Source organism: Streptomyces olivochromogenes, from assembly GCF_021538895.1.
Classification (GTDB): Bacteria; Actinomycetota; Actinomycetes; order Streptomycetales; family Streptomycetaceae; genus Streptomyces; species Streptomyces olivochromogenes_A.
Map to the genome: position 1 here is coordinate 31,152 of NZ_JADDRL010000009.1, position 18,193 is coordinate 49,344.

An 18,193-nucleotide genomic window follows, 5' to 3' on the forward strand; every position below is an offset into this window, starting at 1 on the left:
CCACTCCCCCGACAGGAACCGGACGCGCCAGGGCAACGCGAACTGAGCGGGCTGCGATCAGGCAGTGGTACAGGCCCCTAGTTTTCGTCGTCCTCGTCTTCCTGTTCGTCCAGCAGGTCTTCGGGCGACCCGTCGGACCATCCATCGGCGCCCTCCGAGCCGGCCGAGACCAGAACATCGGCCCGCCGGGTGGCGTCGGTGGACGAGACGCACGACGCGTCGGGACTCGCCTGCGCCAGCAACAGCGACAACTCGGCTCGATGGGCCTTGAGGCGCTCGCGAAGATCCTCACCGGACTCGAACTCGTCAGACACCGCGGATCAGTCCTTCCATGAGTCGCTTTCTGCTGTTGCGGCAGTACGCCGTTTCCGTGACGTCGAAACGGCCGGTCTCGAAGTACTTGTTCGCCGGCTGACCGCCCAGACAATAGGTGTAGTGGTCGCAGGTGGTTCGGCAGGCGGCCAGGCCGGTCAGGGCCTCCCGCACCCACCCGACGTCGGACGCCCGCCGCACGAGTTCGGTGAGTTCCGCGTCGGCGACGTTGCCGACGGTGAAGGGGCCGAGGCGGGGGGAGGAGAAACCCGCCAGATCCGGCCCCAGTACGTTGACCTCACCGTCCCAGGTGATCATGGGCATCGGGTCGTGGAGTGCCCGTGTCCTCTCCCGCGCCCGACCACTCAACTCGGCCGCGAGGTACCGGAACACGTGGTCGAACTCACGTATGTGCATCCTCCGGTCGTCCCTCCAGCGGGCCAGGAGGGCCGACCAGAAGGCAGTCACACGCTCGTCGTCCACCTGGGGCACCGCATGGGTTCCCTTGCGTTCCGCGATGTTGACGCCGAGGGAACGGCACCCCAACTCGACGAACCAGTCGTAGAGTTCCCCCGCTCTGTCCGCATCAGGGTTCTCGACCACCGCTATCGCCGCGAAAGGGATCCGGTGGTCGCGCAGTGCCCCGATGCCCCGCAGAGCGAGGTCGAAGCTCTCTTGGCCGCCCCGGGTGGTCCGGGCGCGGTTGAACCGCTGAGGGCCGTCCAGGCTGACCGACACGCGGATCCGGTGACGGGAGAACACCTCGCACCATGCGTCGTCGATGAGGGTCGCATTGGTCTGCACCGCATGGCTCACGCGGTGACGGCCCGATCGGAAGCGGTCGATCAACTCCCGGAAAGCACGGGTGCCCACGGCGAGCGGTTCCCCACCGTGCCAGACCACACGCACCGGGTGCTCGTCCGACCAGGCCAGAACAGCCCGTGCCACGGCGTCCGCCACGTCCGGCGACATGCGCCTGCTGGCCGCTCGATGCGGCAGGTAGCAGTACGAACAGTCCAGATTGCACAACGTGATGGGTTGCATGAACACGACTGTCGCGGTCTCTGCCAGCTCAGTCATCGGCCGCCTCCCGGCTACGCGCCGCCGAGACGGCCCCGCTCACGGCCCCGGCCTGCCGCAAGGCCGCCCCCGCTTCCTCATCGGCACCGGCCTCCCGGTACAAACGGGCAGATTCGTGCCACGACCGCCGAGCGCGTTCGGTGTCCCCGGTGTCCAGCACGGCCGCCGCGTGGCGGTCGAGCGAGCACGCCTGCCCGTACACGTCCGAGAACACGTCGCGGAAAAGTGCCAGCGCGCCCTGGTGGCAGTCGGCGGCCTCGTCCGGGCGCCCCGCCGCCCGCAAGCTGCTGCCCAGATCGTTGAGGACGTTGGCCTCGCGGTATCGCTCCCCCTGCCGCCTCAGTGCCCTCAACGCCTCGGTGTGCTGGTGGACGGCCTCAGCGGCACGGCCCATCACCCGCAGCGTGATGGCCAGGTCGTTCTGCGCGGTCGCCACACCCTCGGCGCGGCCGAGCGAGCGGAACAGGCCCACAGCCCGGAGGTGGTCCTCCCGCGCCACGTCGAAGCGGGTGAGTCCACGCCAGGCGCGCCCTCGGTTGTTGACGGAATCCGCTTCGAGGCAGGTGTCCCCCATTTCCCGGGACGCGTCATGGGCGCGGGCGATGTGGCGCAACGCCTCGTCGCAGCGGCCCATCAACATGTAGGCAGTGCCCAGACCGTTCTGGGCGAGGGCCGAGTCATGCGCCGATCCCGGCGCGTCGAGCAGAGCGCCTGCCTCTTCGAAGGCTTCGAGAGCCTGGCCGAACCTCCTGGCCCTCAACAACGCGTTGCCCAGGTTGTACCGCGCCCTGCCCTGGCCCGGTCGGGAACCGAGGGCACCGAAGACCTCCAGGGCACTGCGGTGCGCCGCGATGGCCTCTTCGTTGCGCCGCAAGTGGCGAAGGGCGATCCCGAGGTTGTCGAAGGCCATCCCCTCGCGGCGGCTGTCACCGAGCAGGCGCGCTCCCTCGATGGCGTAGTGGTACACCAGTGCGGCGTCGTCGAAGGCGCGCCGCCAGCCGAGGTAGTGACACAGGCTCAGCGCCAGACGCACTCCCGAGTCCGCGTGCTCCGGATCGGCGGACCACTGGGCGGCGGCCACGAGCTGCGCGCGCTCCGCGTCCAGCCAGGCCAGCGCCTCGTCCCGGTCGGTGAAGCCGCTCGGCCGGATCTTCCCGTTGACGGGCTTGAGATGGGCGTGAGCGTCGACGACGCGCGCGTTGTACCGGCTGAGGAGCCGGGCCCTGGCGGCCTGTGCGTCCGCTTTCGCGATCGCGTCCTCCTGGGCCTGCGCAACGCCGTAGGCCCGGACGAGATCGTGCATGTGCCACCGTCCGCGGCGGCTTCCGGTCTCGATCAGATGGGCTCTGACGAGCACGTCGAGGTCGCGTCGTGCGGGAGCGGAGCCACTGAGCGCGGTGAGGGCCTCCAGTCCGGCCTCCGGCCCCGGGGCGAGGGCAAGCAGCCTCAGCAGCCGGGCGGGGACTTCCGGCAGGCGACGGTAGGACATGTCGAAGGCAGCCCTCATGGCACGCTCTCCGTCGTCCAAGTGGTCGATGAGATGCGTCGCGTCGGCGAGTTCGTCCGCGAGCTCGGCCACCGGCTTGCCGGGATCATTGACGAGCAGGGCTGCCGCGATGTGCAGTGCCAGGGGCAGGCGGCCGCACAGAGCGCTCAGGCGTCCCGCCTCGTAGGCTTCCAGTCGTATGCGCGAGTCGGTCGGGTCGGCTGTCCTGAGCGCGGTGTCCAACGCCTCCACCGCGACCTCCGGGGGGAGTACCCCGAGGTGGAGCATCTGTGCGCCGAGCTGGGACAGGGTTTCGCGGGACGTCACCAGGACACGGTGGCGCGGGTGGCCCGGCATCAAGGGCGCCACCTGTGCCGACCGGGAGGCGTTGTCCGCCACGATCAGCAGGGCGCCGAGTTCCTCGGCCAGCTCGGCCAGTACGGAGCGGTACAGCCCGGCGCGGGCGTCGGCACTGACCGGGATCTGGTCGCGCGGCACACCGAGGGCCCGGAGCAACTGCTCCAGTGCCTGGTCCGGCGTCACGGGGACGTCGTCGTATCCGTGCAGGTCGAGGAAGACGACCCCGGCCGGGAACAGCCCGCGGTGTTGTGCCTCGTGTGCCGCCTGGAGGGCCAGGGCGGTCTTGCCGATCCCACCGAGCCCCGCGACGGCGGAGACGAGGACGGCGCCTCTCGCGGACGCGACGGGGTCGAGGGCGCGCAGCAGCGCGTCCACTTCACGCCGGCGGCCGACGAATCCGCGCACCGGAGCCGGCAGGGACCGAAGCGCCCGGGTACCGGTGGGCGTGTGATGGTGGTGCTCCACCTTCTTGCCCACCACGTCCCCGTGGAACCGTCCGGCTCGGAAGTCGAGCAGATCCGTTCCGACGGTGACGTCGGGTTCGTACCCCGCACCCGTTCCTGTTCCGTTGCCGTCCGGCCTCGGACTCGTGGCGTCCCCCATGGGTCCATGATGTGGCCCAGGGCGCCTTCGGCACATACGGCTTGCTCAACTTGGTATCCGCACCGCGTGGTTGACAGTCCGCTCCCGCCGGGCTCGCCAAGGGGGCCCCGAGGCGTGTGCGGCGACCGAACGGATCACCGTCGGGCCGGGCCGGGCTCCGCGCCCAGGAAGCGGTGCAGGGACTGGGTCATCGCGGTGACGAACTCGTCCCGGGTCTCCGCCGGGAGGGCGTCCAGGGACAGGTACGGGTTGAGGTCCTCCAGCTCGACCAGGAGCAGGGCGCCGTCGGGGGCGCGGCAGGCGTCGACGCGCTGGATGCCGTGGCCGAGGGCGTTCCAGTCGATGAAGCGGCGGGCGAAGTGCAGGTCCTCGGCGGTGGGTGCGTACGGCTCCAGCCGCCAGCGCTGCCCCGGGTCCGGGGCGTACAGGGCGTACTGGAAGTCGTGGTCGACGAAGTAGAACGACACCTCGTACGCGAAGTCGACGCACGGCTGGACCAGGACACTCCCGTCGATGAGGTCGCCCAGCCCCTCGGCGGGGACGAATCGCAGTCCTATCGAGTCGGCGCCGAGCTTGGGCTTGACCACATAGCGCTCGGCCTCCGGGAGGCGGGGCAGGTCCTGCGGGCGGTCGACGGTGGGGATGACCGGGAAGCCCGCCGCGGTCAGGTCGAGGAGGTACCGCTTGCCGGCCATGTCCGCCCGGCCGGAGAGCGGGTTGTACACCCGCGTACCCCTGGCCAGCGCACGGGCGCGGAAGGCGTCGTACTCCTCCTGGTACGCCAGGACCGGCCCGCTGTTGCGGACGACGACGGCGTCGAACCCGTCCATGAGCGCGGCCGCGTCGAGCGGATGGCACAGGGCCAGGTCGAAGTGGGCGCGCAGCCGGGAGGTCAGGAAGATGTCCTCGTCGCAGTAGCGGCGCCCGCGGGCCGGGTACGCCAGGTCGGTGACGTAGAGGACGCGCGGGCGGGCGGCGGGCATGCGGTTCTCCTCGGGCGGCGGTGGCCGGTGTCATGGGCGGGGCTGCCGGCGTCTCCACCGGGTGCGGAAAGGTTACGTCGGGGTGTCGCGCCCGTCGCCGGCGGGCCGGAGAGCACTCCGTTCCCTTTCGAGTGTGCACTGAGTGCCACACGGTACGGTCCGGGGTGCTACGTTCGCGTTCATGAGCTCCACCAGCGCGGCCGCGGCCGCGAAGCCGCCCATGCGGGACGCCCTGGTCGCCGCCGCTTTCCGGTTGTTCCTCGAACGCGGCTACGAGCAGACCACCGTCGACGACATCGTGGCGCTCGCGGGGGTCGGGCGGCGCTCCTTCTTCCGGTACTTCCCGTCGAAGGAGGACGTGGTCTTCCCCGACCACGAGCGCTGCCTCGCCGACATGACCGCCTTCCTGGCCGCGAGCGGCGCGGAGCACGAGCCGGTGCGGCGGGTGTGCGACGCGGCCCGGCTGGTGCTGCGGATGTACGCCGAGAACCCCACCTTCTCCGTGCAGCGCTACCGGCTCACCAAGAAGGTGCCGGGCCTGCGCGCGTACGAGCTGTCGGTGGTGTGGCGCTACGAGCGGGCGCTCGCCGAGTATCTGCGCGGGCGCTTCGCCGGCCGGCCCGACGGGACGCTGCGGGCCGACGTGATCGCGGCCGCGGTCGTCGCGGCGCACAACAACGCGCTGCGCTCCTGGCTGCGTTCGGACGGCCAGGGCGACGCCGGCACCGAGGTGGACCACGCGCTCGGCCATGTGCAGTCCGTCTTCGGCCGGCCGCCCGACCCCGCCGGGTCCGGCACCCCCGCATCGGACCGGCCCGAGACCCGCCCGCCGGACCGGCCGGTCGCCCCTGCGTCGGACCGGCCCGGCATCCCCCCGCTCGCCTTGATGCGGCCCGAGCGTCCCGAGGACGTGGTCGTCCTCGCCTTCCGGCGCGGGGCCCCGCTGTGGCGGCTGGTGCAGGAGATCGAGTCCGCGCTCGGCCGCGACTGAAAATTCCGGGTACGGAGTGCCTTTACGAGTGGCACTGAGTGCCATACTCTGACGGCGTGCACGGCGGCACGACAACCGGGCACATGCGTGCACGGCTCGCGCCGGCACGCGGGAAACCGGCCGAGCCCAGGGAGTTGACCAGCGTGTACCACCACACAGTGAGCGCCGCTCACCCCACGAGCGGTTTCGCCACGGGCGTCCTCGCCCCCGCCCCCGAGAGCGCCAAGGACGCCATCCTCTACCAGCGCTGCGCCTGGTGCGGCACCGCCATGTACCACCGGCTGCTCTGCCCGGTGTGCCAGGGCAGCGAACTGCGCACGGAGCGCAGCGAGGGGGTGGGTACGGTCCGCCACTCCACGGTGGTGCACCGCAACACGCCCGCCGCGCGCAACGTGTCGCTCGTCGAGATGGCCGAGGGGTTCGTCGTACGCGGCCGGGTCATGGGTCCGCCGGTGGGCATCCACAGTGGGGACCGCGTCCGGCTGTCCACGGCCAAGGACCCCGTCCGGGGCGAGCCGGTCTTCCAGCTGCTCGACGAGCCGTACCGGGCCTGGACCTGACGGAGACCGCCGCCCGTGAGTCGTGATGCGGACGAGGTGAACGAGGCGATCGCGGGCGAGCTGCGCCTCACCTACGAGACCGCGTTCGGCGGACGCCACGCCCGTCGCAGTTCGCTCTGGCGCAGGCGCGCCGAAGGGCCCGACGGCCGGCGGCTGTACTACCACCAGGCCACCCCCGTGCCGGGCCGGTCGGCCTAGCCGTTCGTCCTCAACCGACCGCCGCCCCACCGGTCTTGGCCATTCTTCGCGATCTTCCTTCTTCACAGGCAACCCACACCCTCTCCTTCCCGTCCTCCGGGGCGCGAGGGGACCCCTGGGCCGTCCGGGGACGTCCTCACTCGCGGTGCAAGGAGGGTCAACAGTGGTCCGTGCCCGGCGAATATGGGTCACCGCCGCAGCGGTGCTCGCGGTGACGGGAGGTTCGTCAGGACTGGCGCAGGCGCAACAACCGTCCGAGACAAGGCCGCTCGCGGCGGCTACGGACGGGAACCTGCCACCCGGCTGGCACATCGCCGGGAAGGCCGACGCGCCGCGCCTTGAGTGGCGCTCGGACGCGCCCGTCCCCATGGGGGACGCCCGCGTCGAATTCCGTTCCCAGGGTGACCTGTTGGGGATCCCGGTGCCGGCGAAGGACGGGCACACGTTCCGGCTCGCCCTCGGCGACCTCCGGTCGCAGGGCCGCAGCGGCATCGCGGCCAGCCTGAAGAGCCTGGAAGTCTGGTCCGGCGGGCACCGGCTGGACAAGTCGGGACGCGCCGCGGCGGACAACTCCGCGAGCGGTCTCGGCTCCGCCGCCCGTCCGCCCGCGCCGCTCCCCGCCAATGCCGTGGACCCCGGCAAGCCGGGCTCGTACCGCACGGTGACCGGTGAGTACAACCTCAAGTCCGTGCGCCTGCCCGGGTTCTCCGCTCCGGTCGAGATGCGCGCCGTGGTGGTGGCGCCCAAGGGAGCCACGGGCAAGCGGCCGCTCGCGCTGTTCCTGCACGGCCGCCACTCCACCTGCTACGTCGAGCACGGCGACGTGAACGGTGACTGGCCCTGCCCGGCCGGGACGAAGCCGATCCCGAGCCACCGCGGCTATCTGCGCGACCAGAAACTCCTGGCCTCCCAGGGCTACATGACGGTGTCGATCTCGGCCAACGGCATCAACGGCCAGGACTTCGCCGCCGAGGACGGCGGCGCGCAGGCCCGCTCGTCGCTGGTGCGGCTGCACCTGGCCCAGTGGGCCGACTGGGCCGCCCACCCCGCCACGGCACCGGCCGTCGTACGCGACGCGCCGCCCGCCGACCTGTCCCGCGTCATGCTGATCGGGCACTCCCGCGGCGGCGAGGGCGTGAACCGGGCCGCGCTGGACAGCCTGTACCCGCCGCCCGCCGACCAGGACGGCTACCACGGCCCCGTGCGCTGGCACATCAAGGGCACCGTCCTCATCGGCCCCACCGTCTTCGGTCAGAACCCGGTGCCCGACGTGCCGTCGATGACGATCCTGCCGGGCTGCGACGGCGACGTCTCCGACCTCCAGGGCGAGGTGTACGTCGACGGTACGCGCGGCGTGAGCCGGGGTACCGCCCTGCACAGCGCCGTCTACGTCGTCGGCGCCAACCACAACTTCTTCAACACCGAGTGGACTCCGGGGCAGGCGCAGGCCCCCGCGGACGACGACTTCTGGAGCGACCCGCAGCACCGGGACCCGGTGTGCTCGAAGGGCACCGCCGTCCGGCTGACCGCCGACCAGCAGCACAAGGCGGGGTCCACCTACATCGCGGCCGCCGCCCGGCTGTTCGTCGCCGGTGACGACCGGGTGCGTCCGCTGCTCGACGGTTCGGCACGACGGGCCCCGTCGGCGGACCCCGCGCGCGTGCTCAGCCACGCCGTGGGCGCGAAGCGCGGTGCCGGGTTCCTGCCGGACGGCAACGTGACCGTGACCGGCGGCCGGCTGTGCTCGGCGGTCGACCCGCGCCCGTCCGTGGCATGCCTGGGCCAGGGCGCCAAGGGTTCCTCGCCGCACTTCGCGACGTGGGAGACCGATCGTGAGGCCGGCCGGCACGCCGTCGCGCTGCGCTGGACCTCCCCCGGCACGGCGATGCGGATGAAGTCGGCCGAGCCGGTCTCCCTGGCCGGTGCCGAGAAGCTGGCGCTGCGCGTGTTCGTTCCGCCCAACTCGTCCGGCACGCAGCTGGACGTGTCCGTCACCGACGCCGCCGGCCACCGGGCCGCCCTCGGCCGGGTCCGCGTCGACGGGCTCCCGGGCAGCGAGCGCAACGCGGCCTACTGGGCGCGCGAGGTGCGGGTGCCGCTCACGGCGGCCACCCGGGCCGGCTTCGACCTGCGTCACGTCAAGTCCCTGGAGCTGACGCCGCGTTCCCGCAAGGGGCAGGCCTGGCTCATGGACGCCTGGGGCTGGCGCCCCGGCACCCCGGCGGTGCACGAGGCCGCGCTGCCGCGCGTCGACGTCGGCCGGGCCAAGGTCGACGAGGGCAACTCGGGCGTGCACACGTACCACGTGCCCGTCCAGGTGTCCGGCCACGGCAGCGGACAGGTCCGCGTGTACGTCATCGACCCGGTCACCGGGCGGACGAAGGACCGGCTGGTGACGGTGCGGCCCGCCGGCCACGACATCGACGTGCCGGTCAAGGTGAAGGGCGACACCCGCTACGGCTCCGACCTGCAGTACGACATCCTGGTCAAGGCGGTGAAGGGTGCCGTCGTCGGCTCCTACCGCGGCGGGATCTACGTGCGCAACGACGACCCGGCGCCCAAGGTGAGCGTGACCCCGCTGGCCGACCGGGTGACCGAGGGCAAGCCCCTGAAGTGGCGGGTGTCCCTGTCCGAGAGCGCCGACGTCGACCTCAGCACGTCCTTCGCCGTCGCTCCTCCCACCGGTCCGGAACTGTCCACCAAGGACGTCGACCCGGCCTGGCTGCGGGACATCACGGGCGCGTCGCCGAACCCCGAGCGGCCCTTGTCCAAGGTGGACGGCCTCTGGCTGTGGGTGAACGTCCCGGCGGGCAGGACGAGCGCCGACGTCACCGTGCCGAGCGTCACGGACCGGGTCGACGAGCCGACGGAGTCCGTGCGCTTCCGGCAGCTCGACGACGCGGGCGAGCCGCGGCCCGGCGGCCTGGAGCTGAACGGCACCGTGCTGAACGCGTCGTAACGACGGAGCCCTGAGGTCCTGAAGACGAAGCCCTGAGGGAGCTACGGCTCCCTCAGGGCTTCAGTGTCACCCGGATGCCGACGGTGCCCTCCAGCCCGCGCCGCAGCCGGCTGCCCCACAGAGTGAGGCGGCCCACGATGCCGTACTTGCGGGCGATGAGGTCGCGGTAGCGGGTGGTGGTGGCCGCGTCCACGAGCTCGGCGGTGGCCGGGCGGGGCTCGCCCGTCGGATTGCCCCGCAGGTCGCAGGGGCCGACCAGGACGTCGGCGCGGCGGCGGATCCGCTTGACCTTCCAGGAGTCGGCGGTCGTCCAGACACCGAGGGTGTCCCCGTCCCGCACCACCCAGACCGGGGTGGGGACGGGAGTTCCGTCCTTGCGGAAACTGGTGACCAGCAGGTACTTGCCGGCTCCGAGCCGGTCCAGCGGCATGTCGTCCATGCGCGGCAGTCTAGGAGGCCGCCCGCTGTCCGAGCAGGTCCAGGAAGCGGCGGGCGAAGAGATACGCGTCCCCGGGCCAGCGCGCCGACAGATAGCCGCCGTCCTCGACGACGAAGGCATACGTGTCGTCGCTGGCCGTGCCGCGCCGGGTGAGTTCCCTCGGCCCGCGCGCGAACTGCGCGTCCGGCCGGTCGAGGACGGACCTCACCTCGTCCTCGACGTAGGCCGGATAGGTGCGGTAGTAGCGGCCGAGGCGCCAGGCCGTGCTCAGGTAGGCGGTGCGCTCCATGTACTTGGGCAGACAGGTCGTACGGCGCCCGGCCAGGACGCTGCGGCCGGTCCCCGGGTCCGCCGTGCGGGCCAGGACCAGCACGCCGTGGCAGATCGCGCCGACCGGCCGGCCGAGCGCCCAGAACCGGGCGACCTGGCGGCGCAGTTCCCCGGAGCCCAGGTACTGGCGCATGCCGGGCGCGTGTCCGCCCGGCAGCAGCAGTCCGTCGAATTCCTCCACGGCGAGGTCGGCCCAGGCGGTCGTGGCGGTGAACTCCGGTGCCTCGGTGAGCTGTTCGTACCACTGTTTGGGTTCGTCCGCCGCGCCCAGCTGCCCGAAGAGCACACCGGTGAGCAGCCGTGGGTCGGCCGCGGGCCGGGTTCCGGCACGTTCGGTGGCGAAGACCACCTCGTGCCCGGCCTCGGTGAGCAGCCGCCAGGGCACGGCCACCTCGGTCACGTCGAAGTCGCGGTCGGGGACCGGCATCAGCACGCGCATGGGCCCATGATGACAGCCGGCCCCCGTGTCCATGACAGGGCGGTCAGCGGAGGGCCACGGCCATTCGCCGTACGCCCTCCGTGAGCACCTCCGGGGACGTCGCCAGATTCAGGCGTACGTGTCCCTCCCCGCCGGTGCCGAACCGGATCCCTGAGCTGAGCGCGACCCGGCCGCGCTTCAGGAAGACCTCGGCCGGGTCGTCCCCGAGGCCGAGGTCGCGGCAGTCGAGCCATTCGAGGTAGGTGGCCTCGGCCGGCCGGTGACGGACGGCGGGCAGCTGGGTGGACAGCAGGTCGGCGAGCAGCCGCCGGTTGTCGTCGAGGCCGGCCAGCAGGGCGTCCAGCCAGCCCCCGGCGTCGGTCAGCGCGGCGGTGTGGGCGATGACGCCGAGGTGGCTCGGGCCGTGGCTGACCTCCTCGGGCAGGCGCGCGAGGTCGGCGGCGGCGTCGGGTCCGGCGAGGGCGAGCGCGGCCTTCAGCCCGGCCAGGTTCCAGGCCTTGGACGCCGACATCAGCGACAGGCCGCTCTGGGCGCCGGGCAGGCTCAGGTACGGCACGAAACAGACGCCGGCGGCGACCACCGGGGCATGGATCTCGTCGGCCACGACCCGCACGCCGTACCGTCCGGCGAGGGCGGCGACGGCGGCCAGTTCCTCGGCGGTGTGCAGGGTTCCGGTGGGGTTGTGCGGGCTGCACAGCAGGTACGCGGCCCGCCCGCCGCCGGCGACGGCGCCCCGGAACGCGGCGTCCAGCACGCCGAGGTCCAGGCGCAGGTCCGCGCCGAGCGGCGCCTGGACCACCCGCCGGTCCATGTGCGCGATGAACTGGTAGAACGGCGGATACACCGGCGAGTTGACGACCACCGGGTCGCCCGGCCCGGTGACCAGCCTGAGCATCTCGACGACGCCCAGCATCACGTCAGGCACGATCGCCGTGCGCTCCACGGTGATCCCGTCCCAGTTCCATCGCTTGGCGGCGAACGCGGCCAGCGCCTCGGCGTAGCCGGTGCCGGCCGGGTAGCCGGTGTCCCCGAGGTCGAGCGCGTCCGTGAGCGCGTGGATCACGGCGGGGGCGAGCGGCACGTCCATCTCGGCGACCCACAGGGGGAGCACGTCGTCGGGGTAGGTGCGCCATTTCATGCTCGTACGACGTCGCAGCCGGTCGAGGGTGAGAACGCGCAGGGGATTCGGTTCACCGGTCGTCTCGTGCGGGATGCTGGTCATGAGGGTCAAGATAGGGGGCTGCGGAGTGAGCCGGAATCGGGCGGACGGGGTGCGGGCGGCGGGGCTGGGGGCAAAGGATCGTCCGCTGGAGGTCGCCTGTGACGAGTCGGGGTCGGACGGCGAGAACCTCATGGGCGGGAACACCGACGTGTTCGCGCACGCGAGCGTGCGGCTGCCGCCGGACGTCGCGGCCGCGTGCGTACAGGAGATACGGGACCGGATCCGCTCGCCCGCCGAGGAGTACAAGGCCAACCATCTGCTGCGGGAGAAGCACCGGGCGGTGCTGGAGTGGCTGCTGGACCCCGCCGGGCCGATCCACGGGCGCGCCCATGTGCATCTGACCGAGAAGGCGTTCTTCGTGGTGGACCGGGCCGTCGGCGTGCTGCTCGGCGACCCGGCGGACGCCGTGACCCTGTTCCGGGACGGGCCGGGGACCTTCGGGGAGCCGCGGTGGCGGGAGTTCCTGGCGGTCGCCAATCGCCTGCTGCGCGTGCGCGAGGACGGTGAGCCGGCCGTGGACGCGTTCTTCCGGGCCGTGGACGCCCTGTGCCGGACGCGTTCCGCCGCGCCGGCGGCGGCCACCGTGCGGCGGCTGGCCGCGGCCCGGCCGCGCGCGGACTCCTACCGGGCCCGGCTGGCGGACGGGCCGACGCTGATTCCCGTGCTCAATCCCCTCTTCCCGGCCATCGTGCGCACGGCCGCCCACTGGAGCGCCGAAGGCGACCGGGTCTCGCTGGTGCACGACCGGCAGAACATGCTGACCCCGGAGCGGATCGCCTGGATCGAGGAGCGGGCGCGGCGCGAGGGCGTCGCCCTCGGCGGGCTGCGGCTGGTGCACTCGCGGCTGGACGCGCGGGTGCAGATCGCCGACTTCCTGGCCGGCATCGCCCGCAAGATCGCCTCCGACGAACTGGGCGGCCACGGGGACCCGGCGCTCACCGCGCTGCTGCGTCCCTACGTGGGCGCAGAGTCGGTCTGGGGCGACGCGGACAGCTGGTCCCGGCTCGCCCGGGCGACGGAAATCCCCGGTCCGGCGGCGGAGATCAACTCGGCCGTCTAAATTGCCTGTTGACCCCGCACCTCCCCCAGGCACCAGGAGCCGACCCGTGACCGACAACCCGGCAGCCACCAACGACGTCGCCGCGTCGCTGCGCGCCCGCATCAACACCGGCCAGCCGCACACGGCCCGTATCTGGAACTACTGGCTCGGCGGCAAGGACAACTACGAGGTCGACCGCGCGGCCGGCGACCAGATCCGGCAACTGCACCCGGGCATCGGCGAGTACGCGCGCGCGGACCGGCTGTTCCTGGGCCGGGCCGTGCGGCACCTGGCCGGCGACCTCGGCATCCGCCAGTTCCTGGACATCGGCACCGGTCTGCCCACCGCCGACAACACCCACGAGGTCGCCCAGCGCGTCGCGCCGGACTCCCGGATCGTGTACGTCGACAACGACCCGCTCGTCCTCGCGCACGCCCGCGCCCTGCTCACCAGCACCCCCGAGGGCAGTACCGACTACCTCGACGAGGACCTCCGCAACGTCGACGCGATCATCGAACACGCCTCGAAGTCCCTGGACTTCAGCCAACCGGTGGCCCTGATACTGCTCGGCGTCGTCATCTTCATCGGCAACGACGAGGACCCGTACGGTCTGGTGCGGCGGCTGGTGGACCGGCTGCCGTCGGGCAGCCACCTGGTGCTGTCGCACACCATCACCAGCCCGTCGATGCCGGACGTGGACGAGGCGGTCAAGTTCTGGAACGAGCACGGCACGCCCAAGCTCACCCAGCGCACCCCCGAGGACGTCGCCCGGTTCTTCGACGGCCTCGACCTGCTGGAGCCGGGCGTGCTGTCCTGCTCACGCTGGCGGCCCGAGGACGCCGACGCCGCGCTGCCGGAGGAGGTCGCCATGTTCGGCGGGGTGGCCCGCAAGTCCTGACGGAACCCGAGAAGATCCGCCCGGCGGTGAACGCCGTCGCCTCGTGCCACGTATGGAGGGAAGGGCGCTCAACCACCGGAGGGCCCCGCGGTGTTGATGCCGCGCGTTCGGGGTTCGGGAGCCATGCATGAGGCACGCACGACGACGGGTCGTCCGGCGAGTGACACAGCTGGCGGCGGTCGGCGGACTCCTGCTGGGAGGCGTCATGGTCACCCAGGCCATGGCGAGCGAGACTCCCGGCACGTCCGCCGTCCCCTTCAGTTCGGCGGCGACGGCGGGAGGCACCGGAACCTCCCTGGTGTCGCAACTGGGTACGGCGCGTACGGCGGGCAGCTGGATCGGGGCCGGCGGCCGTCCGGTCGTCGCGGTCACCGACCGGCAGGCCGCCGAGACGGTGCGGCGGGCCGGGGCGGAGCCGAAGCTCGTCCCGCACAGCATGAACGAGCTCAAGGCGGCCACCGCCACGCTGCGTTCGGCGCCCCGGGTGGCGGGCACGGCCTGGGCGGTGGACTACCGCACCAACCAGGTCGTGGTGCAGGCCGACAAGACGGTCTCGGCCGACGACTGGTCGCGGATGTCCCGGACCGCGAACGGCATCGGCACCTTCGTGCACATGGAGCGCACCCAGGGCAGGTTCACCACGCGGCTGAACGGCGCCCAGCCGATCCTGTCGACCGGCGGGCGCTGCTCGGCCGGCTTCAACGTCACCAACGGGCAGGGCGACTTCATCCTCACCGCCGGTCACTGCGGGCCCGCCGGCTCCATCTGGTTCGCCGACAACCAGGGCAACCAGCAGCTTGGCACGACAGTCAACACCAACTTCCCCGGCGCCGACTTCTCGCTCATCCAGTACAACTCCGGGAAGGCCGGTGACGGGGCCGACGTGGTCGCCATCGGCAAGGGCAACGGCGTACGCATCACCGGGGCCGCCGATCCGACGGTCGGGCAGCGGGTGTTCCGCTCCGGCAGCACGAGCGGGCTGCACGACGGCCAGGTGACCGGGCTCAACGCGACCGTGAACTACCCGGAGGGCACCGTCACCGGGCTCATCCAGACCAATGTGTGCGCCGAACCCGGCGACAGCGGGGGGCCGCTCTTCTCCGAGGGCGTCGCGCTGGGCGTGACCTCGGGCGGCAGCGGTGACTGCACCGCGGGCGGTACGACGTTCTTCCAGCCGGTGACCAAGGCGATGACCGCGCTCGGCGTCCGGCTGATCGTCTCGGCGCAGAACGGCGCCCAGGGCCAGAACGGCGCCGCCGCTCCCGCGCCGTCCGCCGCGCCCACCAAGGGCGCCGTCGCGCCCAGCGCGGCCTCCCCCGGCTCCTCGGCCCCGGTCACCAGCACGTCGGACGGCGAGACGTTGCTGTCCCGGATCACCGACACGCGGAACGTCGGGCCCGGACTGCTGTTGATCGCGGGCAGCCTGATCGCGCTGGTCGCCACGCGCTACATCCGCTCGGAGCAGGACCGCCGGGCGTACCAGCGGTACTACTCGGCCACCTGGGGTTGATCCACACCCGGCGCGCACTACCCTTGGTGATCGATCCGGCACCTGGCGCTTCGGCCCTGGCGGGCGTTCCACGGCCCTGCGACTTGTGAAAAAATCGCACCATGAGGTCTCCAAAGGGGAGATTATTCGTGAACAGCCCGAACGGCAGGCAAGGTTACGGGGACCTGCGGATCGACCGCACCGGTCAGGCCGAGGCGTTCGACGTCATCGGCGACCGGTACGACGAGGCCTTCCCGCACAAGGACGGGCAGATCGCCGCCACCGACTGGCTCGTGAAGTCGCTGCCGGCCGGATCCCGCGTGCTCGACCTCGGCTGCGGCACCGGGCTGCCGACCTCGCGCCAGCTGGCGCAGGCGGGCTTCCAGGTCGTCGGCGTCGATCTGTCGGGCGGGATGCTGGCGCTGGCCCGGGAGAACGTCCCCGGGGCCGAGTTCCACCAGATGGACATCGCCGACCTGCGTCCGGGCGGCCCCCGCGACCTCGGCCGCTTCGACGCGGTCACGGCGTTCTTCTCCCTGCTCATGCTGCCGCGCGCGGAGATCCCCCTCGCCCTGGACACCATCGCGCACCTGCTGACGCCCGGCGGCCTCTTCGCGCTGTCGATGGTGGAGGCCGACGTGGACGACTTCGGGATCCCGTTCATCGGCAGCACCATCCGGGTCTCCGGCTATCTGCGCGAGGACCTGTGCGCGGTGGTCGAGGCGGGCGGCTTCGGAATCGTCGACGAGTCCTCGTACACCTACGCGCCGGCGAGCCTGGACGTGCAGCCGGAGGAGCAGATCTTCCTGCGCTGCAGACGGAAGCGCGACACGTGACACGGCACCTCGGAGCCCCTGACGGACCCGTCGGGCATCCGTGGAGCGACGGGCCGCGCGACGCCCCCGGGCCGCAGACCGACCGGCTCCGCTACCTCGACGCGGCCACGCGGCGCATCGGCCGCGGCATGGGCCTCGACGAGACGCTGCGGGAGCTGCGCCGGGCGGCCGTGCCGGACTTCGCCGACCGGATCGTCGTGCACCTCTGCGACCCCCTGCCGGTGGGCGACGAGCTCCCGCCCGGCCCGGTCGTCCTGCGCCCGCACGACACGGACCGGCCCCCACCCGGGCGCCCGGCCGACGGCGTTCCCGGACCACCGGCCGCCTCGGCCGCGCAGCCGGCCCTCGCCGGGCCGCTCGCCGAGTTGCTGCGGGACGGGCGGCCGGTGTTCGGCGGCGCACCCGGGGCCGGCGCCGCGGTGGCCCAGCTGCTGGGGGCGGCGGGTGCCGCCGGCACGGTGCCGCCCGGACAGCGGCTGATCATCGTCCCGCTGGTCGGCCGCCGCCAGGTCATGGGCAGTGTCGTCCTGATCCGGGGCCCCGACCGGCCGCCGTTCACCGGCGACGACCTGCTCGTCGCCTCCCAGCTCGCCACGCACACCGCCCTGGGCATGGACAAGGCGCTGCTGTACGGACGTGAGGCCTCCGTCGCGGACGCCCTGCAGCGCACGATGCTCCCGGCGGCGCTGCCCGAGCCGACCGGGGTGCGGCTGGCCAACCGCTATCTGGCGGCCTCGCGGACCGCCCGGGTCGGCGGTGATTGGTACGACGTGATCCAGCTGGCCGGCAACCGTGTGGCGCTGGTCATCGGCGACGTGATGGGCCACTCCGTGACCTCGGCCGCGATCATGGGCCAGCTGCGCACCATCGTGGAGACCCTCGCCGCGCTCGACCTGCCCCCGGACGAGGTCCTGCACCACCTCGACGAGCAGGCGGAACGGCTCGGCGGCCGGCACCTTGCGACCTGTCTGTACGCCCTGTACGACCCGGTCCTGCACCGGCTCCTGGTGGCCAACGCCGGCCACCCGCCCCCGCTGCTCCTGCACCCGGACGGCGGCGCGGAGATCCTGCGGATCCCGCCCGGGGTCCCGATCGGCGTCGGCGGCGGCGATTTCGAGTCCACCGAGCTGCCCGCGCCCGCCGGAGCGACCCTGCTGCTGTACACCGACGGTCTCGTCGAGTCCCGGGGTGCGGACGTGCTGACGGGAGTGGAAGAGCTGCGCGGCCGGCTGCGCACCGCGATGACCGGCTCCGGCCCGCCCCCGCTTCAGGCGCTGTGCGACGCGGCGCTCGGCGACCGCGGATCGGGACACCGGGAGGACGACATCGCGCTGCTCGCGGCCCGGCTCGTGGGCATCGAGCCGGAGACGGTCGCCTACTGGTACCTGGCCCCGCATCCGCAGACCGCCGGGCAGGCCCGTCGGCTGACCCGCAGGACCCTGCGGCGCTGGGCGCTGGACGAGCTGCTGGAGACGACGGAGCTGCTGGTCGGCGAGGTGGTGGCGAACGCCGTACGCTACGCGACCCGGCCGATCACGCTGCGGCTCGTGCGCACGGACGTGCTGCGCTGCGAGGTGGGCGACGACTCGCCGCTGGTGCCGAGGATGCGGCACGCGCGGCCGAGCGACGAGGGCGGCCGGGGACTGTTCCTGGTCGACACGCTCACGCTCCGCTGGGGAGCGACGCGGCTGAGCACCGGCAAGGTGGTCTGGTTCGAGCAGCCGCTGCCCGGGACGCTCGCAGGGCGTTGAGCGCCCGGGGAGAAGGCGGCGCTCAGGCCGCCTTCGAGGACTGCGGGGCCGCCGCGGCCCACTCCAGGACGAGCCGCCGGTACTCCTCGCGCTGCTCGACGCTCAGTGTCCCGCCCGACCGGAGCCACAGGGCCCGGATCTCGTCGTTGACCTCCGCGGCCGATCGCTCGGGTACGGCTTCAACAGTGGTGGACATGCTGTGAAGCATATGCCGATCG

At 72.5% G+C, this 18,193-nt stretch carries 17 protein-coding genes; 9 read left to right on the plus strand and 8 right to left on the minus strand.

Annotated elements, in window-relative coordinates:
* Positions 1-77: 77 nt before the first annotated feature.
* The 4 genes from IPZ69_RS06485 to IPZ69_RS06500 all read right to left on the minus strand — a co-directional run bounded on the left by IPZ69_RS06485 (position 78) and on the right by IPZ69_RS06500 (position 4,824).
* A complete protein-coding gene (locus tag IPZ69_RS06485; RefSeq protein ID WP_235453024.1) occupies positions 78-314 on the minus strand; it encodes a hypothetical protein in 237 nt (78 codons plus the stop codon).
* On the minus strand, positions 307-1,392 hold the full coding sequence (amcB, locus tag IPZ69_RS06490; protein ID WP_235453025.1) for a cyclophane-forming radical SAM peptide maturase AmcB: 1,086 nt from the start codon (positions 1,390-1,392) through the stop codon (positions 307-309). Before amcB ends, IPZ69_RS06485 begins: the two co-directional genes overlap by 8 nt.
* Positions 1,385-3,841 carry a tetratricopeptide repeat protein gene (locus IPZ69_RS06495; protein WP_235453026.1) on the minus strand — a complete coding sequence of 819 codons (2,457 nt, stop codon included), beginning with the start codon at positions 3,839-3,841 and terminating at the stop codon, positions 1,385-1,387. Before IPZ69_RS06495 ends, amcB begins: the two co-directional genes overlap by 8 nt.
* A gap of 134 nt (positions 3,842-3,975) precedes the next feature.
* Positions 3,976-4,824 (minus strand): hypothetical protein, encoded by an 849-nt coding sequence (locus tag IPZ69_RS06500; protein ID WP_235453027.1) that lies wholly within the window; start codon positions 4,822-4,824, stop codon positions 3,976-3,978.
* Positions 4,825-5,005: 181 nt separating this feature from the next.
* Between IPZ69_RS06500 and IPZ69_RS06505 the strand changes: the two genes are divergently transcribed.
* The 4 genes from IPZ69_RS06505 to IPZ69_RS06520 all read left to right on the plus strand — a co-directional run bounded on the left by IPZ69_RS06505 (position 5,006) and on the right by IPZ69_RS06520 (position 9,532).
* Positions 5,006-5,815, plus strand: a complete 810-nt coding sequence (locus IPZ69_RS06505) for a TetR family transcriptional regulator (protein ID WP_235453028.1) — start codon at positions 5,006-5,008, stop codon at positions 5,813-5,815.
* 143 nt (positions 5,816-5,958) lie between these two features.
* Complete coding sequence (locus IPZ69_RS06510) at positions 5,959-6,375, plus strand: Zn-ribbon domain-containing OB-fold protein (RefSeq protein WP_235453029.1); 417 nt, start codon at positions 5,959-5,961, stop codon at positions 6,373-6,375.
* Positions 6,376-6,390: 15 nt separating this feature from the next.
* On the plus strand, positions 6,391-6,573 hold the full coding sequence (locus IPZ69_RS06515) for a hypothetical protein (RefSeq protein ID WP_374292889.1): 183 nt from the start codon (positions 6,391-6,393) through the stop codon (positions 6,571-6,573).
* 163 nt (positions 6,574-6,736) lie between these two features.
* Positions 6,737-9,532, plus strand: coding sequence for a hypothetical protein (locus IPZ69_RS06520; RefSeq protein ID WP_235453030.1), 2,796 nt, complete (start codon positions 6,737-6,739; stop codon positions 9,530-9,532).
* Between the two features lie 52 nt (positions 9,533-9,584).
* Here the strand turns inward: IPZ69_RS06520 and IPZ69_RS06525 are convergent, their stop codons facing one another.
* The 3 genes from IPZ69_RS06525 to IPZ69_RS06535 are packed head-to-tail and all read right to left on the minus strand — an operon-like array spanning position 9,585 to position 11,962.
* Entirely contained in the window at positions 9,585-9,971 is a 387-nt protein-coding gene (locus IPZ69_RS06525; RefSeq protein ID WP_235453031.1) for a PPOX class F420-dependent oxidoreductase, read from the minus strand.
* A 10-nt stretch (positions 9,972-9,981) separates the two neighbouring features.
* On the minus strand, positions 9,982-10,740 hold the full coding sequence (locus IPZ69_RS06530) for a type 1 glutamine amidotransferase domain-containing protein (protein WP_235453032.1): 759 nt from the start codon (positions 10,738-10,740) through the stop codon (positions 9,982-9,984).
* Positions 10,741-10,783: 43 nt separating this feature from the next.
* Positions 10,784-11,962, minus strand: coding sequence for a MalY/PatB family protein (locus IPZ69_RS06535; protein WP_235453033.1), 1,179 nt, complete (start codon positions 11,960-11,962; stop codon positions 10,784-10,786).
* Between IPZ69_RS06535 and IPZ69_RS06540 the strand changes: the two genes are divergently transcribed.
* The 5 genes from IPZ69_RS06540 (at position 11,961) to IPZ69_RS06560 (ending at position 17,975) form a co-directional block, all read left to right on the plus strand.
* The gene (locus tag IPZ69_RS06540) at positions 11,961-13,022 is read left to right on the plus strand and encodes a hypothetical protein (protein WP_235453034.1); all 1,062 of its coding nucleotides are present in this window, start codon (positions 11,961-11,963) and stop codon (positions 13,020-13,022) included. The two genes, IPZ69_RS06535 and IPZ69_RS06540, sit on opposite strands and share 2 nt — an antisense overlap.
* A 46-nt stretch (positions 13,023-13,068) precedes the next feature.
* A complete protein-coding gene (locus IPZ69_RS06545) occupies positions 13,069-13,899 on the plus strand; it encodes an SAM-dependent methyltransferase (protein WP_235453035.1) in 831 nt (276 codons plus the stop codon).
* 127 nt (positions 13,900-14,026) lie between these two features.
* The gene (locus IPZ69_RS06550; protein WP_235453036.1) at positions 14,027-15,409 is read left to right on the plus strand and encodes a S1 family peptidase; all 1,383 of its coding nucleotides are present in this window, start codon (positions 14,027-14,029) and stop codon (positions 15,407-15,409) included.
* A gap of 101 nt (positions 15,410-15,510) precedes the next feature.
* Positions 15,511-16,224 carry a class I SAM-dependent DNA methyltransferase gene (locus tag IPZ69_RS06555; RefSeq protein ID WP_235453037.1) on the plus strand — a complete coding sequence of 238 codons (714 nt, stop codon included), beginning with the start codon at positions 15,511-15,513 and terminating at the stop codon, positions 16,222-16,224.
* On the plus strand, positions 16,221-17,975 hold the full coding sequence (locus IPZ69_RS06560; RefSeq protein ID WP_308407431.1) for a SpoIIE family protein phosphatase: 1,755 nt from the start codon (positions 16,221-16,223) through the stop codon (positions 17,973-17,975). The genes IPZ69_RS06555 and IPZ69_RS06560 overlap by 4 nt, the downstream gene beginning before the upstream one ends.
* Before the next feature lie 22 nt (positions 17,976-17,997).
* On the opposite strand, the gene IPZ69_RS06565 is transcribed toward IPZ69_RS06560, so the two are convergent.
* A complete protein-coding gene (locus tag IPZ69_RS06565; RefSeq protein ID WP_235453038.1) occupies positions 17,998-18,183 on the minus strand; it encodes a hypothetical protein in 186 nt (61 codons plus the stop codon).
* Between the last annotated feature and the right edge of the window lie 10 nt (positions 18,184-18,193).

Excerpts from the sequence above, each read along its gene's own strand:
- IPZ69_RS06495 (WP_235453026.1), bottom strand. The coding sequence starts at position 3,841 with ATGGGGGACGCCACGAGTCCGAGGCCGGACGGCAACGGAACAGGAACG.
- IPZ69_RS06540 (WP_235453034.1), top strand. The coding sequence starts at position 11,961 with ATGAGGGTCAAGATAGGGGGCTGCGGAGTGAGCCGGAATCGGGCGGAC.
- IPZ69_RS06525 (WP_235453031.1), bottom strand. The coding sequence starts at position 9,971 with ATGGACGACATGCCGCTGGACCGGCTCGGAGCCGGCAAGTACCTGCTG.
- IPZ69_RS06535 (WP_235453033.1), bottom strand. The coding sequence starts at position 11,962 with ATGACCAGCATCCCGCACGAGACGACCGGTGAACCGAATCCCCTGCGC.
- IPZ69_RS06555 (WP_235453037.1), top strand. The coding sequence starts at position 15,511 with ATGAGGTCTCCAAAGGGGAGATTATTCGTGAACAGCCCGAACGGCAGG.
- IPZ69_RS06565 (WP_235453038.1), bottom strand. The coding sequence starts at position 18,183 with ATGCTTCACAGCATGTCCACCACTGTTGAAGCCGTACCCGAGCGATCG.
- IPZ69_RS06530 (WP_235453032.1), bottom strand. The coding sequence starts at position 10,740 with ATGCGCGTGCTGATGCCGGTCCCCGACCGCGACTTCGACGTGACCGAG.
- IPZ69_RS06505 (WP_235453028.1), top strand. The coding sequence starts at position 5,006 with ATGAGCTCCACCAGCGCGGCCGCGGCCGCGAAGCCGCCCATGCGGGAC.
- IPZ69_RS06550 (WP_235453036.1), top strand. The coding sequence starts at position 14,027 with ATGAGGCACGCACGACGACGGGTCGTCCGGCGAGTGACACAGCTGGCG.
- amcB (WP_235453025.1), bottom strand. The coding sequence starts at position 1,392 with ATGACTGAGCTGGCAGAGACCGCGACAGTCGTGTTCATGCAACCCATC.
- IPZ69_RS06500 (WP_235453027.1), bottom strand. The coding sequence starts at position 4,824 with ATGCCCGCCGCCCGCCCGCGCGTCCTCTACGTCACCGACCTGGCGTAC.